Origin of the sequence: Anaerobacillus arseniciselenatis (assembly GCF_001865995.1) — a bacterium.
Taxonomy (GTDB): Bacteria; Bacillota; Bacilli; order Bacillales; family Anaerobacillaceae; genus Anaerobacillus; species Anaerobacillus arseniciselenatis.
Genome location: NZ_MLQQ01000025.1, coordinates 22,725 through 45,403, shown reverse-complemented (window position 1 = coordinate 45,403; position 22,679 = coordinate 22,725). Strand labels below are relative to the sequence as shown.

The following is a 22,679-nucleotide window of genomic DNA, read 5'->3' as shown; positions in this document are numbered from 1 at the left end:
TGGAGGTTTTCCGGTTGTTAAATGATAAGCAAGATTCTTCTAAAAAAGATGAAAAAGAATGGGCAAAATATGAAGAAACAAAAGAACAGTTTATACAAAGTATCGCCAAAAATATGAATTTATATGGGATTACTCCTTCTATTGGAAGGTTATACGGTGCTCTTTACTTTTCGGAAGATCCGATGACTTTAGACGATATGAGGGAAGCCCTTGGTATGAGTAAAACGAGTATGAGCACTGGTGTTAGATCCCTGCAAGATATGAAAATGGTTGAACCGGTATTTAGGAGAGGGATTCGAAAGGATTTGTATCGTACAGAAGAAGATTGGTATAAATCATTTTCAGCATTATTTTCGCGTACTTGGAAAAAGGCGACTGAGACAAACATTGAGGAAATGGAAGAGGCAAAAGAAGAACTTGAGAAATTGTATGAACAAACAGATGATACGCAATTAAAAGAACGAATTACTGAAGACTTCCAAAGACTTGATTATGCAAAGGACTATTATGAGTGGCTACTTCGTTTCGTACAAGTTGTTGAAACTGGGAAAATTTTTGATTTGGTCCCGAAAACAAAGCCGAAATCATAAATCCTACTGATTAAAAGGTAGGATTTTTTTTATAATCAGAATTTATAAGTGAATGCAGCGCCTACGAGCTCGGTCACTTCAGTCAGGCAACTACCTTGGGTTACTTCTTTGTAGCTTTGCGACGAGTAACCGCAAGAGCACGATTCGGAAGCCAAAAAGCGGCATCTGTCCAAGGCCTTTCAGTGGAGGCAAAACGTTGCGGGCCCTCCAACGCTTCTCGAAGCTGACTAAGGCTCTTGCGCTTTTCTTAAAAGATAAGAAAGTATATAATAATTGAACTTGGAAAGGTGTCTAGCTCCAGGCGCCATCGGCTCGACCGCTTCAGACTTTCCCTTGCGGTCTAATACCTGACCGCTACGGGAAGGTCTTCCACCGGTTTTCGCCGATAGGCGGGCGCCTTGCGCTTTTCTTATAGCATGTTCACCCTTAAATTAGGAGCCCAAGCTTGCCAAGTTTTCTTTAAGTTCGATAAAATAGAGGTAAGCTCTTACATTATGATCATAATGTAAGAGATAAAATGGAAAAATATACTGTTAATTTAGTGGAGGATGAAAAAAACTTAGCTGAAATAATAAAAGCATATATGACTAGAGAAGGATGGGAAGTGCAGCACTTTCCGGATGGACAAGAAGCTTATGATGCAATTGATGAATCAAAGCCACATTTATGGGTATTAGACATTATGTTACCTAATATGGATGGTTATCAATTATTAAAAGCGATTAAAACGAAACAAGATACACCAGTTATTTTTATCTCCGCTCGAGATAAAGATTTAGATCGCGTGTTAGGTCTAGAATTAGGTAGTGATGATTATTTAGCAAAACCATTTCTACCAGAAGAATTAATTATACGTGTGAAAAGAATTTTATCAAGAGCTTACAACTCTTCTTCCCCACAACAACAAGAAGAGAAACGAGTAGAAGTGAACGGCTACTCCATTGACGCGAATACGAGAAATATTTATGATGGCAGTCAATTATTAGAGATGACGACGAAAGAGTTAGATTTAATTATTTTGCTGACGTCTAACATTGGAAAAGCCTTTTCCCGTGAAGAAATTATTGATTACGTCTGGGGTTCCGATTATTACGGATCTGAGCGTGCGGTAGATGATGTCGTGCGTAGAATTAGGAAAAAGTTACCGCGTCTTCATGTTGAAACACTTTACGGTTTTGGATATAGGGTTTTATCTTCATGAAGCAAGTAAATTTAACACAAAGAATTTGGTTATCTTTTATTTTATTGATTTTATTAGTTGGTCTTTTGATCGTTGTGATCTATCCAATTTCTTTAAAAACAACATTAACAGAAGAAACGTATCGCATTATTGAAAAGGAGCAAGATCGTTTTACTGGACCGAATCAAGCTCCTTTTGACCCGCGAGACACTGAGATTGACTTTATTGAGCGCAGGCAAGCTGAACGTTCTGTAGGACATATATTTTTTGTCGCTCAATACGGGATGCTTCAAGGTGATCACGTTCCAAGTGATGTAGTAAACGAAATGAGAGATCGAGCTGCTCAACAATTGACGGACCGAGGTAGGTATGAGTTAACTTATGGCGGTTCGACCTTATTTTATGTCATTTCAAAGGTTGATTCGATGGTTGGCGATGCTCATCATATAGCATTTATGTGGGATTCATATCGCGACCAGATGGTGAACCAACTATGGGAAAGACTTCTTTATATTTTAATATTAGCTAGTTTTGTCAGTCTTTTTCCAGCATTTTGGTTGAAAAATTATTTGCGACAGCCATTATCTATATTAGGCAATCACTTTGAACAAATCTCTAACCGCAATTGGCAAGAGCCTTTTGAGTGGAAAGGTGATCAAGATTTTCAAAAGCTGTCGTTTCAATTTGAACAAATGCGCCAAAACTTAATTAATTATGATAAAGCCCAAAAAACATTTATTCAACATGCGTCACATGAATTGAAGACACCGATTATGGTTGTGAAAAGTTATGCGAAATCTGTGAAAGATGGTGTTTTTCCACAAGAAAATCTTGAACAGGCGATGGATGTCATTATCGAAGAATCAAATCGAATGGAAAAAAGAGTGAAGGATATGCTTTATTTTACAAAGCTCGATTCTATTAAAGATGAAATTATTCATCGTGATGACATTGTTTTTGGTTCGATCGCCTATCAATTAGAAGAACGCTATCGAATACAAAGAAATGACCTGAGTTTTATAGTAGAAGGAGCTCAAGTGGAATTTACTGGTGACCGAGAACAAGTTCAAATCTTACTTGAGAATTTAGTTGAAAATGCGCTCCGTTATGCAGAGACAACGATTTGGATAAAAGCCGAAGTGGAAAATGATGAGGCAGTCGTATTAACGGTAAAAAATGATGGAGAGCGTATTCCAAGTAAAGAATTAAGTCATATTTTTACTCCTTTTCGAAAAGGAAATAAAGGGCAGTTTGGCCTCGGTCTAGCAATTGTAAAAAGAATTGCTGAACTTCATGGTGGCTATCCAACGGTAAAAAATGATGAAGATGGTGTAAGCTTTAAAATCTTTCTACCATTATAGACTTTTGTAAAGATGCGGAGGTGCAACAATGCGAAAAGGGATTGTTCATTATAATACCGGTGAAAAAATAGATGGTTATTTACTCATTAAATCTGCTAATAAAGGGCTAGCGAGTAATGGTAAGCCATTTTTAACGTTACAATTAGGCGACAATACTGGAGACATTGAAGCGAAGCTATGGGATTGCAATCCAGAAGATGTGACGACGTTTGTTGGGAGTGTGATTGTTCACATAACTGGCGATATCCATGATTATCGTGGAAAACAGCAACTTAAAATTAGAGGTATTCGTCCAACAACTGCTATGGACCACGTGAAGCTTGCAGATTTTCTCCAGTGTGCTCCTCAAGATCCAGAAGAAATGCTAGCTAAAATTACACAGTATATTTTTGAAATGAAGAATGCCAACATTCAACGAATTACGCGTCACTTATTAAAAAAGCATCGTGAAGCTTTTATTGAAATACCAGCTGCAACGAAAAATCATCATGAATTCGTATCTGGTTTAGCATACCACGTCGTTTCTATGCTAGATATAGCAAAGGCACTCGCTCAACTTTATCCGTCGTTAGATACAGACCTCCTATACTCAGGTGTGATTTTGCACGATTTAGGTAAGGTGATCGAGTTATCTGGACCTGTGGCAACAACGTATACAGTTGAAGGAAAGCTAATCGGACACATATCCATTATGGTCAATGAAATCGGCTTAGTAGCAAAAGAATTAGGAATTGATAGTGAAGAAGTAATGCTTTTACAACACTTAGTATTGAGCCACCACTCTAAGGGAGAATGGGGCAGCCCTAAAGCACCTCTAATCCGCGAAGCTGAAATATTGCATATGATCGACAATATAGACGCAAAGATGAATATGTTAGATCGTGCCCTAGAAAGAGTAAAACCCGGAGAATTTAGCGAGAAAATCTTCGCTATGGATAACCGTAGTTTCTATAAACCTAGCTTTCATGAGTGATTTTAAATTTACAATTTACAATGTAAAATTTAAAATTGTTTAGCTGAGCTTCGGAGCAATGCCCACACTAATTTTAAATTGTGAATTATGAATTTTAAATTAAAATGGTATATCTATTAATAGAGTAGAATAGACTACTAGTATCAATCTATTAATAGAGGTGAATTGGATGAATTCAGTAAAAATTGTCGGGGCATTGATTGTGGGACTGTTTGTACTTTTCATTTTTAGAGTTTTATATTTAGCAACTCCGATTGGAGCAATAGTTGCTGCAAGTCCTTGGTGGGTATATATTGTGGTAGGTGGAATTATTGTTAGTGGTTATTTATCATATAAATACACGAAAGAAGACAAACAAATCGAGGACCGTTGGATTGAACAAGAAGGTGAAGTCTTTATGGAACCGATCCGCAAAAGACGTCAAAATAAAGGGATTGTAAATGAATAAAAAATGTAAACAAAAAGAGAAAACGGGGATCCGTTTTCTCTTTTTGTTTTATTAGACGAGAGCAAACTCGCCAATCGTTTTGGTACTTAATTACCAAGTAACGTAAGCAGAACCTACAATTACTAATAAAATAAATAACACTACAATTAGAGTAAAGCCTGCACCTGCACCTGGAGCTGGAGTTGGAGGGATACAACCTGTCATGTTTATCATCCTTTCAAATATTTTTATGAGGGATATTCCTCTTTATCACACTATGTAGATGCACTTGATTTCGTACTGGGCAAAGGTGGAATTTTTTAGGTGGGTGAAAAAGACTTAGTTAACATGATTATAGCTCAAAAAACTTCGGGAAAATTTAAGGGTGTATGGGGAGTGTGCAGTATCACGTTGCTTCGGAGTATGGGGATTATGCGCAGTAATTCGCACTCGCTCGATAGTGTGCATTATGGGGAGAGTATGCTGTAGTTGGGTTCCTTATAGGGTCGGGCGCGCGAGAAGATCTTGCGTTACCTTTTAGGTGGTGCGACGCTTCGTTCGGGCATACGAGAAGATCTTGCTTTACCTTTTGGTGAGTGTGACGCTTCGTTCGGGCACGGGAGAAGGTCATGCGTTACCTTTTGTATGATGTGACACTTTGTTCGGGCACGGGAGAAGGTCTCGCGTTACCTTTTGTGTGATGTGACGCTTTGTTCGGGCACGGGAGAAGGTCTCGCGTTCCCTTTTGTGTGATGCGACGCTTCGTTCGGGCACGGGAGAAGGTCTCGCGTTCCCTTTTGTGTGATGTGACACTTTGTTCGGGCACGGGAGAAGGTCTCGCGTTCCCTTTTGTGTGATGTGACACTTTGTTCGGGCACGGGAGACCGTGCAGTAGAAATGCGCCCTTTCTAATACTGGATTACTCTTCTCTGGATTTGATTCCAGAAGAGAAATCATTCTGGTGTTTTGATTACTCATCTTTAGATTTGATTCCAGAAGAGAAATCATTCTGGTGTTTTGATTACTCTTCTCTGGATTTGATTCGAGAAGAGAAATCATTCTGGCGTTTTGATTACTCTTCTCTGGTTTTGAACACAGAAGAGTAATCATTCGAGCGTTTCGATTACTCTTCTCACGTTTTGAACTCAGAAGAGTAATCATTCAAGCATTTGGATTACTCTTCTCTGGATTTGATGTAGGAAGAGTAATCATTGGAAATAGTTGCGTCATTTAAAAGTTCATAAAAGAGAAAAGGGGCTGTCCGAAAAAGTGTCAGACACCGTTAGGCTCCAAATATAGACGGATAATAAGTTTATACGTCTATATTCGGTAATTTTTACCTAGTGTCAAACACTTATGGGACAGCCCCTTTAAATAGAAATTAACATTCTTTTAAGACAATGAATTTCATAATTCATTATTCTCACCACTAAGATCAATATATAGTTGCGTCAAAACTTTCGCAAACTATATATTGCGTGATGTGGCTAGTTTTTGGTAATTATGAAATTCACTCAAGAAGAGACTTAATTAAAAAGGTGTTGAAATTGTTCGTCTTTAATTTCAATATTGGCATCTTCGAGGATTTCTCGTTGAACTTCTTCAATAGGGCGAGCTTGTCTTCTTGCTAGCACTTCTTCTATCTCGTCTTTTACTTCTTCGAAATCCTCTTCATAAGGCTTTTTGTCGGTAACTTTAATAATATGGTATCCGAATTGAGATTGAACTGGTTCACTGATTTCACCAACTTCAAGGTTAAAAGCAGCTTGTTCAAATTCTGGCACCATTTGTCCACGCTCGAAATAACCTAAGCTTCCACCCTCCGCTCCTGAGCCAGGGTCTTGTGAATATTGTGTGGCTAACTCAGCAAAATCTTCACCTTCATTTAGTTTTTCTAATATTTCTTCTGCAGTTTGTAGATCTTCAACTAATATATGGCTTGCTTCTACTTCTTTACCTGCATCGTACTCTTCACGTACTTCTTCTTCAGTAACTACAGCGTCTTCTGAAGCTATTTTTTGAATGACTAAATGTTGTTTAACTAATGCACGGAATTCCTCTTCATCAGAAAAGCCTTGCATTGCTATAAAGCCAAGGAAATCTTCTTCTTCTGTTAGGTCATAAGCTTCTTTAATTTGATTAAGTTCTTCATTTATATCTTCTTCAGTAATATTAAGTCTTTCGGCATGTGCATTAAAAAGCTTTTCCTGAACTAATAATGCAACTACTGTTTCTCCGTGTCTTTCTTTAAGTTCATTAATTAGTTCTGCTTCTGTAATAACTTGCCCTTCCACTTCTGCAATTACTCTTTCATCAGTATCGGCAACATTAGCACCGTCACCATTACAGGCTGACAAGACTAAAAGACCGGTTAGGGTAAATGCGGTAATTAACTTTTTCATAGTTCCAACTCTCCTTAACTTTTCATCAAAATTGACACAATGCTAACTATAGCATAAAAATGAAAAAAAAGTAAATTTCAATAATAGGGCAAACGTCCAAACAAAATAATGATTAGATACATATACCAATATTAAGTAAGGCATAATTCAATTGTTTTACATTATCAAAATTTGGAAATTGTCTCGGTATAAAAAAACTAAGGCTTTCGAACTTCAATTATAAAAAGAGAGAAACCAAGTTTTTTATGATGCCTTACCTTAGTGACGGTTAATTTATTGAGGTTCTGTTACCTGAATAAAATTAACAGTTTAAGGTTGTTTGCCCATTCGCTCCAACGGTAGTTTGCATATGATAATGTAGTCCATTGGAAAGGGGGTTTTTTCATGTCACACAAATATCATGGTGGATTTGCGTTAATCGTTGTACTGTTTATTTTATTAGTAATTGTAGGTGCAGCGTGGCTTTAATTAAAAGTATAATACTCGATCATAAATTTGGCTTTAAGCCAAGTATAAACAAATAACTTATTTCAAAAGGAGGAAGTTTAAAATGGCTCATGCCTATACTGGAGGTTTCGCGTTATTAGTTGTATTATTTATTTTATTAGTGATTATCGGTGCATCTTGGGCTTGGTAAGTAGAAAAGTGAAAACACCTTGCTAGGTTCGACGAAATAAGTAAATACCTAAAAAAAATCCTCTTCACTTTATGTGAGGAGGATTTTCATATAGGAAGATGTTAATAATATAGTTATTAATACATTTATCGTACGAAATACTTGTGGCTGCTTCTCTTCAGGTATTTCTTTTTGAAGGCATAAAGTATTTGTCATAGAATTAATCATAAATAAAATAAACAGTGCAAAAGGAAAATAAAAGATTAACATTAGTTACCTCCATTCAATAGGATACCATCTATAACTTTATCAAATTATACGAAAAAAAGATAGCTTTTTGCATTAAAATAAAACTGTAAAACAATTCTAGTGAGGTGAGATGTTTGGAAAAGGAATACAATAAATGGAAAATAGCTTTTATAAGTTTAATAACGAGTTTGGCATTAATAGCCATTGCATTAATTACTTTTGTTTTGTATTACCTTCCTGTATCGATGGAACATAGTGCAGATGATGTTGTTCAACCGAGTGGGGAGAGTAGGTTCGTTGTAAGTACAACAAAGGAAAATTTACAATTTTTTATAGATGAGCAATTATCACAAGAAGGGAGTCATTTAAATATATACTTATCTGACTATGTGACGCTTACTGCGGAAGTTCCTTTTTTAGGTAGTAATATCCCTTTTCAGCTAGATTTAGAGCCACAACTGTATGGTGATGGAAATTTACTTTTAACAGAACAAGCATTTAGAATTGGACAACTTCAAATACCGAGTGATACTTTGTTTCAATTAATAAGTCGTACACTCGACCTTCCAGAATGGATAAAAATAGATGCAACCGAAGGGAAAATATTTTTGTATATTACTAATATTGAAACCTTTAAACAATTATTTATAAAAGTCACAGCATTTGATTTGAAGGAAAACGAAATCGAATTTGAATTAGTTTCAAAGTAGTACTTTTCCATTTTAATGGCAAGGGTACATCATCATGATCAAAAAGTACTAACAATTGTAAATATATATACAATTGTTTTAAAATAAAAGTACAAAATTAGTTCAATTACAAGTATGATGAATGTATGCAAAGATTTTTATATTTGGAGGTTAACTAATATGTTTCAAGACGATGGTAATGAAAAAAAACATCTATATGTTAAAAGAAGCCCCAAAATAATCATTGAAAAATTGATCAATGATGTATTACATAGTAAAGATAATGCTGAACTACCTTCTGATATTATCAATCGTCTTCATCAATTAGAAACTTCTTCAATAAAATATAATGTGATTGAACTTGTTCATATGACTAAGACATTACAAACAATGGTTAAAAGGCAAGGTTCAAAGGTTGTGTTACCAAAATATATGGAGCGCGCTTTTTTGCTACTATTAGAAGAAATGTTAATGAGTATCCAAAACCCTACTCAAATTCAACAACGGCTTCCTAAAGTTAGAGATGAAAATGTACTTTACTCCGTAAGGGAATACAACATTGGCGTAGAGCGAACTGTTATCCTCGTTGATAATGATATCCTTTTTTTAAACAAAACTGCTAGTTTATTAACAGAAGCAGGCTTTAAGGTCTTAAAATCAAATAGAGGAAAACAAGCACTGAAACTAATCACAGAATCGCAACCAGATTGCATTATTTTCGGTTTAAATTTAATAGATATAAACATTGAAGCATTTTTAAAGGATTTGCACGAAAGGGTAAATACGTTATTTGTACCAATAGTTGTAATTGGGCATGAAAATGAAAAAGATTTAATAGATAAAATAAAATTTAATATTAATGATTCAATTTTAAAGCCTTTAGTTATTGATGATTTATTTGTGAAAATGATGCGGTTACTTGATCATGTTTCTCGTATGAAAAAACAAGTACATATAGATGAGTTAACAGGTGTGTACTCAAGAAAATTTATTATGGAAAAGCTAGAATATTATTATTGTAACGATAAAGAAAAAGATTATCCACATGCGTTAGCAATTCTTGATTTGGACTATTTTAAAGATGTAAATGATAAATATGGACACCAAATAGGTGATAAAGTTTTAGTGGAGTTTGCTCAATTTATTAATAGCAAAATAAGAAGTACAGATATATTTGCAAGATATGGTGGAGAAGAGTTTATTTTATTACTACCACGAACGAAAACAATCCACGCTTGGAAAAAAATAAATGCATTGCAAAAAGAATTTAAAGAGAAAAATATCGACATTGGCGATGATAGTATTAAGCAAACGTTTAGTGGTGGAATTGTCTCAAATAAAGACGTGAGAACAGATCACCCTGTTGAAGTGTTAAACTTAGCTGACATTGCACTTTATGCAGCGAAAAACAGTGGTAGAAACCGTGTATTAATATACGACCCGATGATGAGGCTGAAAAAAGAACAATATAAAATTTTAATTGTCGACGATGATCGTTTTACTCGTAATATTTTATTAGACGGTTTGAAAGATGAACAATGGTCTTTATTTGAAGCTACCAATGGTTTAGAGGCGATTGAAATAGCGAAGGAACAAATTCCAAATATAATACTGCTTGACGGATTAATGCCTGAAATGAATGGCTATGAAACTTTAGAGGAAATTAGGAAAAATATTCGTTTTAAACAAACGGCCGTCATCATGCTTACAGGAAATCATTCTGAGGAAAATATCGCAAGAGCCTTAGAAGCTGGGGCGGACGATTATATTACTAAACCTTTTTCATTAGTCGAATTAAAGGCAAGAATTAACCGTTCCTTAGTTCGCCATTAGTAAAAAAAAATTCGACTTTGTATAGAAAGGGGATTACTACCAAATGGAAACGAATGAAGAAAAATTGTTACGGTTAGAGTTTTATCAAGAGCTTCTTCTTTCATTAACGAATGGTGCTTTTCCTTTCTACACGATGGTCGTCAATGAAAAATTATCTAGAAATGAAGTACAAGAAGTTCTAGAGCTTTGTGAAAAGCTAAATGATGAATATGAAAAACAAAAAGAAGAAGGCTTTATTACATTTCTCCCTCTTCTTACTCACTTTGTCGGTATGCTAAATTATAAATTAGACCCACATAAAACGATAGATGCCTTACATAAGCAAGGTATCTATCGAAACTTAATGAGTGAGTTTTTAAAAACGATCAAAAATCATTAACTTGTTTCAGCTTTAATGTTTTGCGTTGCCATTAAGCGTCCATCTTTATCAGTGAAGTCTTGGTCCATTTTCTCAAACGTCTTTTCAAAGATTAGCATAAAGTCTGGGCCGTATATATGTTTCACGATCGACATGACCTCTGAAAATTCTGGAAATTTACCATAAAGTTCTTTAATTGGTAGTGAACCTTCGTAAACACCAGTGTCTTTAGGGTCGTAGACGGCTAAAGTGTCAAGGAGAAGTTTTTCCCCTTGTTCTGTCAGGAAAACATACGTATTACGCTTATCATTTTGCTTTTTAGAAAATGTCAGAAGCCCTCGCTCTTCTAATTTCTTTGAGAAGTTAAACGCTGTAGAAACGTGCATTACACCAAACTTGGCAATATCAGAAATTGAAGCCCCCTCTAAGTGATAGGCAATCCATAAAATATGATGTTCATTAATATTCAAATCAAATGGTTTAATCCAATTTTGCCAATCTTTTTCAATCGATTTCCATAGCGCTTTACTTAATTGAGCAACTTTATGACCATATATAATTGATTGCTTGATGGAGTATGGCGCGTTATTATCCATATGAGACCTCCGATTTTAAAATTATTTCACGTACGTTCCATGAAGTATTTTTAGAAAATTCATTATTTTTTCGATAAAATGATATATTCATAATATCACATAAAATAAACGAATAACAATAAAAAAATGAATTTATTTTATTTTTCTGATAATATTTACCTAATGTATTTCATCATTCGATATTTTCGCCATTAAGTCTCTATATGGATCAATTTAGGTAATTATGAAATTCACTCCACTAGAAGAAAAAAAAGGCTTCCACCACATGACTGAGTGGAAGCAACGCTTACGCTTTTCTTTTTATAAAGGCTTTTTGATTTCGGATTCCAATTGATCAATCGTCTCGTGAAGTTCTTCAATACTACGTTGAATATCAGCTACAGTCGGTTCAACATCCTTTTTCCATTCTTTAATGGAATTTTGTACATCTGTTGATACTGTTTTAATCGTTGTTGCTCCTTCTTTTGCAGCAATTTCAACTTTATTTTTCAGCTCCATGGTTTGTTCTCTTACATTTGATAAAGAATCGATTAATCCATTAACGTTAGACCCAATCATTTTTTGAACGTCAGATCCAGATTTTGGTGTAGATAACAATGTAATTGCCCCACCAATAATACTACCGGTCACAAAACCGTAAAAAAGTGCTTTTCCACTCATTTTGATCACCATTCCTTTCCTTTATATAGGTTTGTCCGTTTTTTTATTAGATTATCACATTTTAGTGGAAGTTTGAATATGAATATAATATTTCAATAATATTATTCTTACTAACGTAATAATATAAGAAAAATGAATAAGTTTAAAGAAGGGGGATGATTGAGTGTACGGTATTATTTTTGCGTTATTCTCTTTGGCATTACTATTATTCTATGGAATGACTCATACGTTTATATTTGTAAGGAAAATGAAACGTGATTTCGAATGCAAAAAAACATATGTGAGGTATGGTCGTTTCCTCGGAGCCACAGGGTGTGTCAGCTTAATTTTAGCCATCCTTCTTTATTATTTTGGAGTCGGATGATTTTGATGTACCAACGAATGTTTAGATTACTACTTCGCACCTATTTTTAGGAGCGAAGTAGCTTTATAAGTTCGGAATCTCCCTTCTCAATGCATCTAGGTTCACCACCCTAGAATGAGAGGAGAATCAAAACTATAAGGTATTTGTGTCTACTATTTACTCTAATGAATTTCATAATTCAATATTTTCGCCATTAAGTAACTATATGTAGTTGCGTTAACCCATTCGCAACTACGTATAGTTTGATATGGCTTGTTTTAGGTAATTATGAAATTTACTACTCATGTCGTTTTTTAAATTTAGTCATAAACTGTTGCAGTTGATCGCAAGCTTCATAAGGAACAGCATTATAAGTCGAAGCTCTGCATCCCCCTACAGAGCGATGACCGTTTAAGCCGACAAAACCTTCTTCTTTCGCTTCTTGTAAAAACTTCTTACTTAACTCTTCATTACGTAAGTTAAAGGTTAAATTCATTAAAGAACGGCTCTCGGTTTCAGCATGTCCTTGGTAAAATCCATTACTTTCATCAATGGCATTATAAATTAATGCTGCTTTTTCTTGATTACGACGATCGGTTTCAGCTACTCCACCACGCTCACTTACCCATTGAAGTACATTTTTTAACATGTAAATAGAGAAGGTTGGTGGTGTATTATATAGTGAATTGTTTTTTGCATAAGTGTCATAACGCAACATAGATGGTGTGTTTTCATTAGTTTTTTCAAGTAGGTCTTTTCTTATAATAACAACGGTTACCCCAGAAGGTCCTAAATTCTTTTGTGCCCCAGCATAAATCATTGAGAATTTCTCGATTGGTAGTGGTTTACTTAAAATATCACTAGACATGTCAGCAATTAACATGTTGTTTTCTATGTTAGGGAATTCCTTCCATTGTGTACCGAAGATCGTATTGTTGGACGTGATGTGTACATAGCCGTCATCTGGAGACACGTTTAATTCAGTAAGTTTAGGAATACGGTTATAATTTGTTTCTTTCGTAGTAGCAGCAACGGCCGTTGAACGACCTAAAATCTTAGCTTCTTTTAGTGCTTTTTCAGACCATGAACCTGTTAATACGTAATTCCCTACTTTCTCTTCAGTTAAAAAATTCATCGGAATCATTGAAAATTGTAAACTAGCGCCACCTTGTATAAAAAGGATTTCATAATTATCAGGGATCGATAAAAGTTCAGCTAATAATGTTTTAGCTTCGTTATGAATTGCCTCATAGTCTTTACTACGATGACTAAGTTCCATTACAGACATGCCAGTTTCATTAAAGTTCACTAACTCCTTTTGTGCTTTTACTAAAACCTCCTCTGGTAATGCAGAAGGGCCGGCGTTGAAATTGTAGGCTCTTTTCAAAGTTATTCACTCCCTCAACTTAAATTTACAGTGGTACGTTAAATGATTAAAATAATATTTTTATCCTATCATGTAAGTAGTCTTATAATCTATCCTTTTTTTAATTATTCACAAAATTTTTACGATGTTCGAGTTTATGCCGGACAAAAATGGAGTACGAATCGTGGTGTGATTTCATACTCCATTTGGGTCGCTTATTTTATGTTTTCTCTCCCGCAATTTATTCTTTGTCGCGGAGGACAGCGGTTTACTTCAAAGATGAAGAGATTTCTTTAGCAATTAGTTGTAGGTCATCCGCAGAATATTGACTGCTATGATCTTTCCAAACAGCCCCGAAGCCGTCTCCCTTTCCATATCTAGGGATGAGGTGGAGGTGGTAATGAAATACGGCTTGTCCCGCATCCTTACCATTGTTGTTTAAAATATTTAAACCTAGTGGCTTGTACGTTTCTTTAATGGCATTAGCAATTTTGGGTACGACACCGAAGAGTTGTTTCGCTGTTTCAGGCTTTAATTCAAAAATATTTTCTTCGTGTAACTTAGGAATAACAAGTGTGTGCCCCTTTGTTACTTGGCTAATGTCAAGAAAAGCAAGAACATGCTCATCTTCGTACACTTTTGCTGCCGGGATTTCTCCACTGACAATCTTACAAAAAATACAATTTTCTTCACAACTCAATATAATCATCCTTTCAAAATAACGTTTCCCATTATGTAAAAGTTTTATGGGTGAATTTTCCACATTTTATCATAAAAGAGATTAAATTGCGATTTTACATATCAGATGGTGACGGTGTGCCTTCATGAAGTTTTTGTATGGAAAAAGAATGCTCGGTCGATTTTCTTGAGTGAGCCTCTAAAGGTCGATAGAGATTTACAGCGAAGCGAAAGAAAGTCGATCGACATTTTTCATTCCTGATGGAATACCGTCATGCGCATATGTATGGAATTTTAAAAAAATATAGGAAATTTTCCTAAAAATACACTCTTTTCAAAAACAAATATGTTATAATTTAGAAAATTGTAAATATTTAAACATATTTGTGGGAGGGGTTCGTCTATGCATGTACCATTAATAGTTACAGATTTTTTAGACCGAGCGGTCACTTTGTATGGTGAAAAAACTGCAGTCATCGACGATCAAAAAACAGTTACTTACAGCGAGCTTAATGAACGAGTAAACCAACTTTCATACGGGTTAAGGGATTTAGGAGTAGAAAAAGGCGATAAAGTTGCGTATTTAGCTCCAAACACTCTTGAAATGTTAGAAGGGTTTTATGGGATTTTTCAATTAGGAGCTGTCATGGTAGCTTTAAACACTCGCTTGCAACCTCATGATTATACATTCATCTTAAATCATAGTGAAAGTAAAGTATTATTTGTTGACCAAGAGCTTTTTCCACTAGTAGAACCAATTTTAGACGATTTAACAACTGTTGAGAAAATCATTGTTCATAATTGTTCAAACCTGAGCGAACAAATTACAAACTATGATCAGTGGTTAAGTCAATATTCGAAAGATGAATTTCAACGGGCTCTTTTAGACGAAGAAGATGTCGCATGCTTGTTATATACGAGTGGAACGACTGGAAACCCAAAAGGAGTGATGTTAACACACCGTAACAACTATTTACATGCTATGTCTGCAATGCATCACATAAGGGTTTATGATGAAGATACGTTGCTTCATATTTTACCGATGTTTCACGTCAATGGTTGGGGATCGCCATTTTATTACACGGCTAACGGAGCGACTCAAGTGATGCTTCGAAAAGTGCAACCTGAGGTAATTTTTGAAAAAATTCAAAAATACGGGGTAACAGTAGCTCATATGGCACCGACTGTCCTAAACGCGCTCTTAGAATATCATAACCAAAATGGGTCAAAAATTGAGCAAAATATGCGTGTTGTTATTGCTGGCTCAGCTCCTCCACCTGCATTTGTTGCACGAGTGGAAGAAGACTTGGGTTGGGAATTTGTCCAAGTGTACGGGATGACAGAAACCTCCCCATTGTTTACAACTTCTAGAATTCGCTCGGAACAAAAGACGCTTGAAAAAGAAACGCAATATCGTCTCAAAGCAAAAGCAGGATATGCAATGATCGGTGCGAAAGTAAAAGTCATCAATGACGATGGGAAAGAGGTAGCTAAAAACGGAAAGCAAGTTGGTGAGATCGTCACTCGTTCAAACGGTGTCATGAAAGGGTATTGGAAAAATGAAGTGGCGACAATGGAAACGATTCGGAACGGCTGGCTTCATACCGGTGACATGGCAACGGTTGATGAGAATGGTTATATTGATATCGTTGATCGAAAGAAAGATGTCATCATTAGTGGGGGAGAGAATATTTCCTCTATTGAAGTTGAAGGGGTGCTGTACGAACATCCCGCGGTGTTAGAAGCAGCCGTAGTTGCAGTTCCTCATGAAAAGTGGGGAGAAGTACCGCATGCGGTCATTGTTATCCGTGAGGGTCAAACGTTAACAGAAGAAGAGATAATCGCATTTAGTCGCGAAAAACTCGCTCATTTTAAAGTACCAAAATCAATTACGTTTACAGATGAACTACCGAAAACCGCTTCTGGAAAAATACAAAAAGTTCATATCCGCAAACAGTTTTGGAAGTCAGATCGGTTAGTAAACTAGTTTAAAATAAAAGGGCGACTCACTCTGGGTTGTCCTTTTTATAATATACAATTCACAATTCACAATTAAAAATTAAAAATTAAAAATTGAAAGTTCAATATTCAAAATAAAACCTCGAAACTCAATTTAAAAATTGTCTTTTCTTTGGTCTTTCTTAAGTCATAGAACACTCCTTGAGTCACCGCACAGAAACTCAAAACTCAAATTACCAATCACTTTGAAAATTTGATACTATAGTTATAGAAAAATTTTCTAATTTATACTGAGTGGAATTTCCTCATTTCATTATGATCGCATCAAGTATCTATATTTAGTTGCGTTAAGTTGTTCGCAACTAAATATTAGTTTGATATGGCTCAACTTAGATAATTATGAAATTCACTCGGTGAAAATATATATTGCAGATTTAAAAAAACTAAGGAGCAGAGCTACTATGAGCAAATTATTAGAGTTACATCAAGTGAGTGGTGGTTACCATAAAGGAAAACCGGTTTTACACGATATCTCATTTTCTGTGAATAAAGGTGAAATTGTCGGTTTAATTGGCTTGAACGGCGCAGGCAAAAGTACAACGATTAAACATATTTTAGGATTGATGGAAGCTCAATCAGGTGAGATAAAAATTAATGCTAAAAAGTTTCTTGAGGACCCTAACAACTATCGACGTTCTTATTCTTACATACCAGAAACTCCGATTTTATATGAGGACTTAACGTTACAAGAGCATTTAAATGTGACGGCAATGGCTTACGGGCTATCAGAGAAAGAGTTAGAAGAAAGAAGTGCAGCATTATTAAAAGAATTTCGTATGGAAAAGATGTTGAACTGGTTTCCGGGTCATTTTTCAAAAGGAATGCGCCAAAAGGTAATGATTATGTGTGCGTTTTTATTGTATCCGCCACTTTATATCGTTGATGAACCTTTTATCGGATTGGATCCTCTGGCGATTAAATCGTTACTAAATCATATTGTTGACATGAAAGAACGAGGTGCCGGTGTTTTAATGTCGACCCATATTTTATCTACAGCCGAAAGGTATTGTGATCGTTTTATAATGCTTCACCACGGCAAAATCATCGTTGAAGGAACACTCGAGGAGCTTCGAGAAAAAATGAACATGCCAGAAGCTGCTCTTGATGACATTTACATTGAAGTCACAAAGGAAGATTAATATGAATAGTGTTGAAGAGTTATGGAGTAAACGTATAAAAGATTATTGGAATATGGCGATACGCTACTTACGTTTAATCGGAAATAGCGGATTTTTATTTACGATTTACTTAGCGATTATCGTCGGTAGTTACTATTATGCAGAGTTGTTAAGATGGCTTCCGGAGAACTTTCCGGCAGCGCTGCTTTTAGCAGTAATCACAGCATTACTTTTGACGAAAAGTCCGGTGAGGACATTTGTTAAAGAAGGAGATCTCGTTTTTTTATCACCTGTTGAAGGGAAGCTTGCTAATTATTTTCGTTCTTCTTTTTACTATTCTTTAGTAATGCAAGGCTTTGTTATTGTGCTTATCATTGTCCTTTTTACACCACTATATCGACATTTTATCGTAGATGATGCTCATTCATTGTTATTTATTATCGTAGTCTTACTTTTAAGTAAAGGGTGGAATCTTTTATCTCAGTTTGAAGAAGGAAGGCTATTATTCTCTAGCACGCGTACTACTCATAAATTCGCACGTTTTATCGTAAATATTGCATTAACATATTTGTTATTTGTCGGTGCCTCAATTTATTTTATTATTGCGGTGATCGTCATAAAAAGTTTATTACTTATTTTTTATTATCAACCGATCAAAAAACAGCATAGTTTAAAATGGGAGCATTTAATCGAAGTGGAAGAGCGAATGGTGATGACATTTTATCGGATTGCCAACATGTTTACCGATGTTCCGAAACTACGTACAAAAGTGAAAAGTCGTAAAATATTAAGTGCAATCCCGAATTTACTTTCTTTAAACCAATCATCGACTTTTTCGTATTTGTATTTAAAATCATTTATCCGAGCGAATGATTACTTTGGAATATACAGTCGCTTGATGATTATTGGGGTCGTCTTACTGTTTTACGTGCAAATTGATTTCGGTAAACTGTTCGTTGCGCTTTTAATTATTTACATGTCAGCTTTACAATTGTCAACATTATCGAAGCATCATGATTTAAAGCTATGGATCGATTTGTATCCGATCGATCAAAAAATGAGGAGAGACTCTTTTAGCAAAATTGTTTTTGGTTTGTTATTGATTAAAACGATCGTTTTTGCAGTAGCAACGTGGGTAGCGACGGTTCATTTTGTGGAAACGGCCCTCGTATTATTAGCCGGAATTGTCATGAGTTACGCATATTCTTATTTCCTTTTACATAAGAGAATTTCATAATTACCAAAAATGAGCCACATCACACAATATATAGTTTGAGAGTGGTTTTGAAGCAACTATATATTGTTCTTAGTGGCGAGAATAATGAATTATGAAATTCATTGACTTAAAAAACGAACTGAAAGGGGATAAAAGATGTGGCAAACTTGTATGAGGAAAAAGCGAATATAGAATTGCAGCGTTGGCAAAGAAAAATTGAGAAAAGTGGCTCGCTTAGCAAAAAATACACAAAAATAATTCAAAATAAAGTTAATGAAAAAATTCCGGAAAAAGTGCACGAAGTATTCACTACGAGTGTGAAAAATATGGTTCATGCAACTTTAGTGGGAGCGGAATATACAACAACAACCATTCCTGTCGAAGGAGCCACGTTAGAAGAGCGAGAAGTGAGACTGGAGCAAAAAGTTAAAGCGTACAAGAAAACGGCGGCGGTTGAAGGGGCAGGAACAGGCGCAGGGGGAATTTTGCTCGGGATGGTCGATTTCCCGCTCCTTTTATCAATTAAAATGAAGTTCTTATTTGAAGCCGCTAGTTTATATGGCTATGACGTGAAAGACTATCGTGAACGACTTTATATTTTATACCTTTTTCAACTCGCATTTTCAAGCGATGAAAAAAAGAAAGAAGTTTTAAAGAAGATTAAGGATTGGGAAGAAATTAAAAGGAACCTCCCCGATAAAGAAACGTATTTACAACAAATTGATTGGAAAGAGTTTCAGCTCGAATACCGCGATCACATTGATCTTATTAAGTTACTGCAGGTCATCCCAGGTTTTGGTGCGATCGTCGGGGCCTTCGCTAACTATCATTTCCTTGAAGTACTAGGCGAAACCGCCAAGAATAGTTATCGGATGAGAGTTTTGGGTGGGGGAAGTTGAAATAAAAGTTTTGGCTAAATAAATCATGTTGCTTCGCAGTCTGGGGGTGACGCGTAGTAATTCGCACTCGCTCGATAGTATGCATTATGGGGAGAGTGTGCTGTAGTTGGGTTCCTTATCGGGTCAAGCATGCGAGAAGATCTAGCGTTCCCTTTTGGTGAGTGTGACGCTTCGTTCGGGCACGCGAGAAGGTCTCGCGTTCCCTTTTAGTTGATGTGACGCTTTGTTCGGGCACGCGAGAAGGTCTCGCGTTCCCTTTTGGTTGATGTGACGCTTTGTTCGGGCGCGGGAGAAGGTCTCGCGTTACCTTTTGTGTGATGTGACACTTTGCTCGGGCACGGGAGAAGGTCTCGCGTTACCTTTTGTGTGAGGTAGCGCTTTGTTCGGGCACGCGAGACTATGCAGTAGAAATGCGCCCTTTCTAACACTGGATTTCTCTTCTCTGGATTTGATGTAGAAAGAGTAATCAGTTTTGTTTCAATCCATGTTTTGGAGGGGGAATTTATAGGCCAAGGATGATATTTCTCCCTAAAGAGTTCGCTGTTTGTTTTACACCATTTAGCTTTATTAATACTGCACACTCTCTCCATACTGTGACGCAAAAATAAACTGCATAAATAGTTCATTCCATGCGAAAACAGACCTACCAATATCAAAAAGAGTGCGAGTTGCAACAATACAACTCACACTCCAGAATTATTCTCTATTTACTCTCAAACCCTCAGCTTAAAATTTAACCAAAACCCTCAACCTCAAATGTTAGACTTCAAACTTCGGGTCTTAGACCTCAAACCTCAAAACTCAAATTCAACCCTCAAACTCAAAACTCAAAATTCAACCCTCAAACTCAAAACTCAAAACTCAAAACTCAAACCAATTAAATCTCATTCACCATTAGCTGTATAACAAAGTGCTAATTCACCTAACAGCTTAGCTGACACGAGCAATGCTTTTTCATCGAAATCGAACTTCGGATGATGGTGTGGGTATGCTGTTTCGGTTAAAGGACTTTTCGCACCTGTAAAGAAAAACGCTCCTTTGACGTGATGTAAGTAATAAGCGAAATCTTCTCCACCCATTTGTGGTTCCATATCCTCCACTTCTTTAACGTCAGGTATGCCACTTGCTATGTGTGCAATTTGCATTGCTTCTTCGTGATGATTAACGAGCGCAGGGTAGCCTCTTTTATATACTAAGTTTCCTTTCACATCGGCGGAAAGGCATACTCCATCTACGATTCTTTGAATCTCTTTTTCAATTAATGTTTGAATTTTTTCGTCAAAGGTACGAACAGTGCCGATTATTTTAGCATTGTCAGCAATTACGTTAAAGGCGTTTTTTGCTTCGAAAGAGCCGACAGAAACTACAGCGGATTCCATTGGATTAACACGACGACTGACAATTTGTTGGAGAGCGGTAATGATTTGTGCGCCAACCACTATTGAATCTTTTGTTTCATGAGGTTTTGCCCCGTGACCACCTTGACCTTGGATAGTAATTTCGAAACGGTCAGCCGCTGCCATGATCGGACCACTTTTATATTGGATTGTTCCAGTTGGGACTGTCGCCCAAAGGTGTGTCCCGAAGATGTAATCAACACCATCTAAGCAACCGTCCTCAATCATTGGTAGTGCACCACCTGGTGCTAACTCTTCCGCATGTTGATGAATAAAAACGATTGTACCACATAGTTCACCTTTAACAGCATTTAACGCTTTTGATAAGCCAAGTAAACTTGCAGTATGTCCATCATGGCCGCAGGCGTGCATAACTCCTGCGTTTTTAGACTTATAAGGTACGTCTTTTTCGTCTTGGATTGGTAAAGCATCAAAATCTGCTCTTAATGCTACTGTTTTGCCAGGGTGTTTCCCTTTAAGTATAGCGATTACGCCACGTCCACCGACTTGTTCTTTTACTTCATGTCCAAGCTTTCGATGATAGTCGGCAATCAACTTCGGAGTTTCAACTTCCTGAAATGAAAGTTCAGGATATTCATGGAGATGGCGACGTAGTGAGACCATCTCTTCGTAATTTTCCTCTATAAAAGTAAATAGTTTTTCTTTCATCAAACTCCTCATTTCTCTAAGTTGTATTTAAGCCATTTTCTATAGAACTTTTAAAAAATGGGAATGTCCCAAAACAAAGTGTCAGACACTTGTGGGACAGCCCCTAAAAGAGCATTAATTCTTTATTCAACAATTTGTCAAAAAATCCTGCTAATACTTAAATATTAAAAGGGATAAATTGAGCTAACCACCCAGAAATTCTAGCGAATAACCCAGTGTATAATAGGATACCGAGAATAACCATGATTACCCCACTAACCTTTTGAATAATCGGAAGGAACTTATTGATTTTTTTAATTTTGTTTAACGACTTTGAATATAAAAGGGCAACAAGGATAAATGGAATTCCTAGTCCAATCGAGTAAACCAATAATAAAAGCATTCCAGAAGCCATCGTTCCTGTTTGAGCAGATAAAATTAATATTGACGATAGTGCAAGCCCGATACAAGGTGACCATCCTGCCCCAAAAACAAAGCCGAAGCCTACAGATCCAAAAAAGCTCGTCGTTTTTTTCGGTTTAGAGTTAAGTCTTTTTTCGCTCATTAACATTCTAAAAGAAAAAATACCGTACATTTGTAAGCCTAATACGACGATGATAATACCGCCAATTTTTTCAAGAAGCTCACGATTTTTCATGAACAATTGACCGAATGCTGTAGCCGAAGCTCCTAGTAGTAGGAAAATAATTGTAAAGCCGATAATAAACCCGATACTTCTAGATAAGATAATTTTTTTGTCTACGTTTAGTTGGTTGTTCGATACCGATGTACCTGTTAGTTGAGCTAAATAAGCCGGTACTAACGGGAAGATACAAGGAGATAAAAAAGAAATAATACCCGCAAATAAGGCAATCCATATCGATATAAACGTAAATTCAGTAATTTCCAAAGCAAACACCTCTTATAAATTAATACCGTACATAGTAATTGTACATTCTTTCCTCCATTTTATCATGGACAAATGTTAACAATCTAAAAACAATTTTGTAACTTTATGATATCTCGCTCGTATATTATAGAAAAGTGCAAAAATGTTCTAT

At 36.0% G+C, this 22,679-nt stretch carries 24 protein-coding genes; 15 read left to right on the top strand and 9 right to left on the bottom strand.

Annotation, left to right across the window (positions count from 1 at the left end; translation table 11 throughout):
- Positions 1–14: 14 nt before the first annotated feature.
- The 5 genes from BKP35_RS11345 to BKP35_RS11325 all read left to right on the top strand — a co-directional run bounded on the left by BKP35_RS11345 (position 15) and on the right by BKP35_RS11325 (position 4,552).
- Positions 15–590 carry a GbsR/MarR family transcriptional regulator gene (locus BKP35_RS11345; RefSeq protein WP_071313464.1) on the top strand — a complete coding sequence of 192 codons (576 nt, stop codon included), beginning with the start codon at positions 15–17 and terminating at the stop codon, positions 588–590.
- 517 nt (positions 591–1,107) lie between these two features.
- A complete protein-coding gene (locus BKP35_RS11340) occupies positions 1,108–1,791 on the top strand; it encodes a response regulator transcription factor (RefSeq protein ID WP_071313463.1) in 684 nt (227 codons plus the stop codon).
- Positions 1,788–3,131, top strand: a complete 1,344-nt coding sequence (locus BKP35_RS11335) for a sensor histidine kinase (protein WP_071313462.1) — start codon at positions 1,788–1,790, stop codon at positions 3,129–3,131. Before BKP35_RS11340 ends, BKP35_RS11335 begins: the two co-directional genes overlap by 4 nt.
- A 28-nt stretch (positions 3,132–3,159) precedes the next feature.
- Entirely contained in the window at positions 3,160–4,104 is a 945-nt protein-coding gene (yhaM, locus tag BKP35_RS11330) for a 3'-5' exoribonuclease YhaM (RefSeq protein WP_071313461.1), read from the top strand.
- A 169-nt stretch (positions 4,105–4,273) separates the two neighbouring features.
- Positions 4,274–4,552, top strand: a complete 279-nt coding sequence (locus tag BKP35_RS11325) for a sporulation YhaL family protein (RefSeq protein ID WP_084031606.1) — start codon at positions 4,274–4,276, stop codon at positions 4,550–4,552.
- Between the two features lie 90 nt (positions 4,553–4,642).
- On the opposite strand, the gene BKP35_RS18965 is transcribed toward BKP35_RS11325, so the two are convergent.
- Positions 4,643–4,756 carry a YjcZ family sporulation protein gene (locus BKP35_RS18965; protein WP_139192861.1) on the bottom strand — a complete coding sequence of 38 codons (114 nt, stop codon included), beginning with the start codon at positions 4,754–4,756 and terminating at the stop codon, positions 4,643–4,645.
- 710 nt (positions 4,757–5,466) lie between these two features.
- On the opposite strand from BKP35_RS18965, the gene BKP35_RS19575 reads away from it, so the two are divergent.
- Entirely contained in the window at positions 5,467–5,637 is a 171-nt protein-coding gene (locus BKP35_RS19575; RefSeq protein WP_169819206.1) for a hypothetical protein, read from the top strand.
- Between the two features lie 420 nt (positions 5,638–6,057).
- On the opposite strand, the gene BKP35_RS11320 is transcribed toward BKP35_RS19575, so the two are convergent.
- A complete protein-coding gene (locus BKP35_RS11320) occupies positions 6,058–6,933 on the bottom strand; it encodes a peptidylprolyl isomerase (protein WP_071313460.1) in 876 nt (291 codons plus the stop codon).
- A 384-nt stretch (positions 6,934–7,317) separates the two neighbouring features.
- On the opposite strand from BKP35_RS11320, the gene BKP35_RS18960 reads away from it, so the two are divergent.
- Entirely contained in the window at positions 7,318–7,401 is an 84-nt protein-coding gene (locus BKP35_RS18960; protein ID WP_084031604.1) for a YjcZ family sporulation protein, read from the top strand.
- A gap of 82 nt (positions 7,402–7,483) precedes the next feature.
- Entirely contained in the window at positions 7,484–7,570 is an 87-nt protein-coding gene (locus BKP35_RS11315) for a YjcZ family sporulation protein (RefSeq protein ID WP_071313459.1), read from the top strand.
- 69 nt (positions 7,571–7,639) lie between these two features.
- Here the strand turns inward: BKP35_RS11315 and BKP35_RS11310 are convergent, their stop codons facing one another.
- The gene (locus tag BKP35_RS11310; RefSeq protein WP_071313458.1) at positions 7,640–7,819 is read right to left on the bottom strand and encodes a hypothetical protein; all 180 of its coding nucleotides are present in this window, start codon (positions 7,817–7,819) and stop codon (positions 7,640–7,642) included.
- Between the two features lie 113 nt (positions 7,820–7,932).
- Here BKP35_RS11310 and BKP35_RS11305 point away from each other — a divergent pair, with 113 nt between their 5' ends.
- The 3 genes from BKP35_RS11305 (at position 7,933) to BKP35_RS11295 (ending at position 10,699) form a co-directional block, all read left to right on the top strand.
- Complete coding sequence (locus tag BKP35_RS11305; RefSeq protein WP_071313457.1) at positions 7,933–8,508, top strand: YpmS family protein; 576 nt, start codon at positions 7,933–7,935, stop codon at positions 8,506–8,508.
- A 159-nt stretch (positions 8,509–8,667) separates the two neighbouring features.
- A complete protein-coding gene (locus BKP35_RS11300; protein WP_071313456.1) occupies positions 8,668–10,320 on the top strand; it encodes a diguanylate cyclase in 1,653 nt (550 codons plus the stop codon).
- Positions 10,321–10,363: 43 nt separating this feature from the next.
- Positions 10,364–10,699, top strand: coding sequence for a DUF1878 family protein (locus BKP35_RS11295; protein ID WP_071313455.1), 336 nt, complete (start codon positions 10,364–10,366; stop codon positions 10,697–10,699).
- Here the strand turns inward: BKP35_RS11295 and BKP35_RS11290 are convergent.
- The 4 genes from BKP35_RS11290 to BKP35_RS11270 form a co-directional block, all read right to left on the bottom strand.
- Entirely contained in the window at positions 10,696–11,274 is a 579-nt protein-coding gene (locus tag BKP35_RS11290; RefSeq protein WP_071313454.1) for an HTH-type transcriptional regulator Hpr, read from the bottom strand. The two genes, BKP35_RS11295 and BKP35_RS11290, sit on opposite strands and share 4 nt — an antisense overlap.
- A 300-nt stretch (positions 11,275–11,574) precedes the next feature.
- The gene (locus BKP35_RS11285) at positions 11,575–11,934 is read right to left on the bottom strand and encodes a YtxH domain-containing protein (RefSeq protein WP_071313453.1); all 360 of its coding nucleotides are present in this window, start codon (positions 11,932–11,934) and stop codon (positions 11,575–11,577) included.
- A gap of 641 nt (positions 11,935–12,575) precedes the next feature.
- Complete coding sequence (gene serC / locus BKP35_RS11275; protein ID WP_211274622.1) at positions 12,576–13,664, bottom strand: 3-phosphoserine/phosphohydroxythreonine transaminase; 1,089 nt, start codon at positions 13,662–13,664, stop codon at positions 12,576–12,578.
- A 247-nt stretch (positions 13,665–13,911) separates the two neighbouring features.
- Entirely contained in the window at positions 13,912–14,343 is a 432-nt protein-coding gene (locus BKP35_RS11270; RefSeq protein ID WP_420534826.1) for an HIT family protein, read from the bottom strand.
- A 381-nt stretch (positions 14,344–14,724) separates the two neighbouring features.
- On the opposite strand from BKP35_RS11270, the gene BKP35_RS11265 reads away from it, so the two are divergent.
- From BKP35_RS11265 to BKP35_RS11250, 4 genes are all read left to right on the top strand, one after another.
- A complete protein-coding gene (locus BKP35_RS11265) occupies positions 14,725–16,308 on the top strand; it encodes a long-chain-fatty-acid--CoA ligase (RefSeq protein WP_071313450.1) in 1,584 nt (527 codons plus the stop codon).
- A 433-nt stretch (positions 16,309–16,741) separates the two neighbouring features.
- Complete coding sequence (locus tag BKP35_RS11260) at positions 16,742–17,479, top strand: ABC transporter ATP-binding protein (RefSeq protein ID WP_071313449.1); 738 nt, start codon at positions 16,742–16,744, stop codon at positions 17,477–17,479.
- A gap of 1 nt (position 17,480) precedes the next feature.
- Positions 17,481–18,695, top strand: a complete 1,215-nt coding sequence (locus BKP35_RS11255) for an ABC transporter permease (RefSeq protein WP_071313448.1) — start codon at positions 17,481–17,483, stop codon at positions 18,693–18,695.
- Between the two features lie 146 nt (positions 18,696–18,841).
- A complete protein-coding gene (locus tag BKP35_RS11250) occupies positions 18,842–19,573 on the top strand; it encodes an EcsC family protein (RefSeq protein ID WP_071313480.1) in 732 nt (243 codons plus the stop codon).
- 884 nt (positions 19,574–20,457) lie between these two features.
- Here BKP35_RS11250 and BKP35_RS11245 read toward each other — a convergent pair.
- Together BKP35_RS11245 and BKP35_RS11240 are read right to left on the bottom strand one after the other, a co-directional pair.
- Positions 20,458–21,639: a M20 metallopeptidase family protein gene (locus BKP35_RS11245; protein WP_071313447.1), complete on the bottom strand. Its 1,182-nt coding sequence runs from the start codon at positions 21,637–21,639 to the stop codon at positions 20,458–20,460.
- Between the two features lie 157 nt (positions 21,640–21,796).
- Positions 21,797–22,528: a cytochrome c biogenesis CcdA family protein gene (locus BKP35_RS11240; RefSeq protein WP_245741949.1), complete on the bottom strand. Its 732-nt coding sequence runs from the start codon at positions 22,526–22,528 to the stop codon at positions 21,797–21,799.
- Positions 22,529–22,679 lie beyond the last annotated feature (151 nt).

Excerpts from the sequence above, each read along its gene's own strand:
- BKP35_RS11325 (WP_084031606.1), top strand. The coding sequence starts at position 4,274 with ATGAATTCAGTAAAAATTGTCGGGGCATTGATTGTGGGACTGTTTGTA.
- BKP35_RS11285 (WP_071313453.1), bottom strand. The coding sequence starts at position 11,934 with ATGAGTGGAAAAGCACTTTTTTACGGTTTTGTGACCGGTAGTATTATT.
- BKP35_RS18960 (WP_084031604.1), top strand. The coding sequence starts at position 7,318 with ATGTCACACAAATATCATGGTGGATTTGCGTTAATCGTTGTACTGTTT.
- BKP35_RS11310 (WP_071313458.1), bottom strand. The coding sequence starts at position 7,819 with ATGTTAATCTTTTATTTTCCTTTTGCACTGTTTATTTTATTTATGATT.
- BKP35_RS11255 (WP_071313448.1), top strand. The coding sequence starts at position 17,481 with ATGAATAGTGTTGAAGAGTTATGGAGTAAACGTATAAAAGATTATTGG.
- BKP35_RS11290 (WP_071313454.1), bottom strand. The coding sequence starts at position 11,274 with ATGGATAATAACGCGCCATACTCCATCAAGCAATCAATTATATATGGT.
- BKP35_RS11260 (WP_071313449.1), top strand. The coding sequence starts at position 16,742 with ATGAGCAAATTATTAGAGTTACATCAAGTGAGTGGTGGTTACCATAAA.
- BKP35_RS11245 (WP_071313447.1), bottom strand. The coding sequence starts at position 21,639 with ATGAAAGAAAAACTATTTACTTTTATAGAGGAAAATTACGAAGAGATG.
- yhaM (WP_071313461.1), top strand. The coding sequence starts at position 3,160 with ATGCGAAAAGGGATTGTTCATTATAATACCGGTGAAAAAATAGATGGT.
- BKP35_RS11295 (WP_071313455.1), top strand. The coding sequence starts at position 10,364 with ATGGAAACGAATGAAGAAAAATTGTTACGGTTAGAGTTTTATCAAGAG.
- BKP35_RS11265 (WP_071313450.1), top strand. The coding sequence starts at position 14,725 with ATGCATGTACCATTAATAGTTACAGATTTTTTAGACCGAGCGGTCACT.
- BKP35_RS11335 (WP_071313462.1), top strand. The coding sequence starts at position 1,788 with ATGAAGCAAGTAAATTTAACACAAAGAATTTGGTTATCTTTTATTTTA.
- BKP35_RS11300 (WP_071313456.1), top strand. The coding sequence starts at position 8,668 with ATGTTTCAAGACGATGGTAATGAAAAAAAACATCTATATGTTAAAAGA.
- BKP35_RS11320 (WP_071313460.1), bottom strand. The coding sequence starts at position 6,933 with ATGAAAAAGTTAATTACCGCATTTACCCTAACCGGTCTTTTAGTCTTG.
- BKP35_RS11340 (WP_071313463.1), top strand. The coding sequence starts at position 1,108 with ATGGAAAAATATACTGTTAATTTAGTGGAGGATGAAAAAAACTTAGCT.
- BKP35_RS11315 (WP_071313459.1), top strand. The coding sequence starts at position 7,484 with ATGGCTCATGCCTATACTGGAGGTTTCGCGTTATTAGTTGTATTATTT.
- BKP35_RS18965 (WP_139192861.1), bottom strand. The coding sequence starts at position 4,756 with ATGACAGGTTGTATCCCTCCAACTCCAGCTCCAGGTGCAGGTGCAGGC.